The following is a 2,511-nucleotide window of genomic DNA, read 5'->3' on the forward strand; positions in this document are numbered from 1 at the left end:
CGTCGCCAAGCAAAAACCTAAGTCGTTTCGACTTAGGTTTTTTTGTGTTTATTTTTATTTACCGAAGGTTAAAATCCATAAATTTAATAATCCTAAAGAAGAAAAAAGAATGAAATAGAGGCTGTATACAATAAGATTTGGACAATAAAGTGATAAAAAGGTTATAAACCAATATATATAAGGTAATAAACACCTTTTATATATATTGATTTAGTTGTGGTATGAACAAGAATATTTTTGAGCTTATATGAAAAGGTTATGTGAAAAATAGCTATCCAGTTCTTTTTCACATAACCTTTTTGTATTTTTAAGGGATTTTACATAAGAAAAAATTTATAATTAAGGTAGTTAACATATATTTTTTGATGGGTGTGGGGAATTATGAAGGAAATATGCATGTTATTAGTGGCTGTTATATTATGGGGGACAGCCATTGCACCAACGAAATGGGCATTAGAATCCATTCAACCGTTTACTTTGTTATTTATTCGTCTTTTCTTTGCGGGTGGAATTTGTATGCTTTTCTCATTTAACGAACTACAAAAAGCAGTTGTACATAAACATATTCCGTGGAAAAGAATGAGTTTACTATCTTTTACTGGTGTAGCTGGGTACTTTATGTTCACATCCTATGGTATTTCTTTAACAAGTGGATTACATGTTAGTATTATTGATGCTGCATTGCCATTAGTTACAATTCTTTTTTCAGCGTTCTTTTTGAAAGAGAAAATTCAGATGGATTATTGGATCGGAATTATGTTGGGGGTTATAGGGGTGCTCTTTATTACAATTCCATCTAGCGATACTAATCAAGAGGTGTCTTTAATAGGAGATATACTTATTTTATTAAGTACCTTTTTATTTGCGTTCTACACAGTTTTGTTAAAGCGGCCAAAACAAGAACGACGTTTATCTAATAAAGTTTTCACTACAGTAACACTAATGATAGGTGCATCTATTGTGTTACCATTTGCAATGATAGAAATTTTTTACTACGGTTTCCCAAAGGTCGAAACATGGAAGACTGGATTTAGTGTAGTATACCTTATTATTGGGGCAACAATTTTAGCATATTGGTTCTGGAATAAAGCGTTAGAGACGGTCTCTGCATCAATAAGTGGACTGTATTTAAATGGATTGTCGTTAATAAGTATTGTTACTTCAATTATCCTATTAAATGAATCTCTGACATGGAAGGTAATAATGGGAGGAAGTCTAGTTTTAATTGGAGTAGGATGGGCGGATAAGTGGAAATTACGTAATCTATTAAAGGGTAATAACTTGGATAGTAGGGACTGTTAAATTGTATGTTATATATAGTTTAAATGTTAAAAAGATACCTTATACATAAATATGAGGTATCTTTTTATATTTAGTGAAGATAATAGATTTAAACTAGTAGGGATATTCTTTGTTATACCTATATATATCGAAATCTTTTTGAAAGATTGTTTTGACGAGCTGTATACATTCATTATCATAAAAGCTTTCAAAAGTCGGGTGACGAGGGAATAAAGGATCAGTAATATCGGCATCGCTGAAATTCCCTTTATAAATCATGGCAGGGGTTTGATGATGCCATGATGTTGAAAACTCATTTGTCGGTGCAGGCTTTAATTCGAAACGCTTTTCTAATTTTTTCATTTCCTGATAGAAATTTTCTAAGTATATATAATTGGTTACATACTCTTCCTCACCTGCTATATATTGTTGTGTAAAGTGAGGTTAATATCATTTGCATGAGCACCTTTAGTGAATAGGTAGTATAAAAATTGTTTAAATGAGATTCCTTTAGGAGAATTTTCATTTTGATATAAAAACTTTCGAATGGGTTTCCATTCTGTATTTTCTACATAAGGGGGTGCAATTAAGGACACGAAAGAACTGACTGCTCTTCTAAACGGATTGCGAACTAGTTTGAAAGTTTCCTTTTGTTTATCTCGTAATGCTACACTCAGCCGTATATTATAGGCCGGTGTACTTTTGTATATTTCATATTCATAATTATGAATAAAGGGGTGATAGTTTAAAGCTGTTTGTAATAAATCAATCTGGTAAAAAAACCACTTAGCAAGGGAAGTGCAACCACTTTTTTGACTCCAAAATAGAATGATAGGAAAGTTTCTATGATAGTGTGGGCTTCTTGCATTAGTATTAATGATGTGTAATAAGGAAGGATCCAACAATTGATACACTCCTTTCATGTATCTTGATTATATATATGTAAAATAAAGATGGGGTATGAGCGTGGGGTATTTTTTTATGGAAAATGAAAAAGAAATGTTGACTATTATTATATATAGGTGTAATATAGAACAAGTCGCCGATAGCAACAACGCAGAAAGCGACAAAAGAAATAAAAAAACTTGGTTGACATTGAAATATGAAAATGTTAACATGAGGGAGTCGCAAATGAGCGGCAGATAAGTTCTTTGAAAACTGAACGAAACAAACAACGTGAACGTCAATTTTTATTTTTAGATGCTAGACAAACTAACTTTATTGGAGAGT

Annotated in this window: 2 protein-coding genes and 1 pseudogene; 2 read left to right on the plus strand and 1 reads right to left on the minus strand. The window is 31.7% G+C overall.

Going from position 1 to position 2,511, the window contains the following annotated elements; all coding sequences use genetic code 11:
- Positions 1-381: 381 nt before the first annotated feature.
- On the plus strand, positions 382-1,302 hold the full coding sequence (locus tag MR071_RS24865) for a DMT family transporter (protein ID WP_242238226.1): 921 nt from the start codon (positions 382-384) through the stop codon (positions 1,300-1,302).
- 93 nt (positions 1,303-1,395) lie between these two features.
- Here the strand turns inward: MR071_RS24865 and MR071_RS24870 are convergent.
- Positions 1,396-2,186 (minus strand): annotated as a pseudogene (locus MR071_RS24870) (sulfotransferase family 2 domain-containing protein).
- A gap of 76 nt (positions 2,187-2,262) precedes the next feature.
- On the opposite strand from MR071_RS24870, the gene MR071_RS24875 reads away from it, so the two are divergent.
- Positions 2,263-2,427 (plus strand): hypothetical protein, encoded by a 165-nt coding sequence (locus MR071_RS24875; protein WP_242238227.1) that lies wholly within the window; start codon positions 2,263-2,265, stop codon positions 2,425-2,427.
- Positions 2,428-2,511 lie beyond the last annotated feature (84 nt).

Origin of the sequence: Bacillus cereus group sp. BfR-BA-01316, assembly GCF_022664195.1 — a bacterium.
Taxonomy (GTDB): domain Bacteria; phylum Bacillota; class Bacilli; order Bacillales; family Bacillaceae_G; genus Bacillus_A.

Excerpts from the sequence above, each read along its gene's own strand:
- MR071_RS24865 (WP_242238226.1), top strand. The coding sequence starts at position 382 with ATGAAGGAAATATGCATGTTATTAGTGGCTGTTATATTATGGGGGACA.
- MR071_RS24875 (WP_242238227.1), top strand. The coding sequence starts at position 2,263 with ATGGAAAATGAAAAAGAAATGTTGACTATTATTATATATAGGTGTAAT.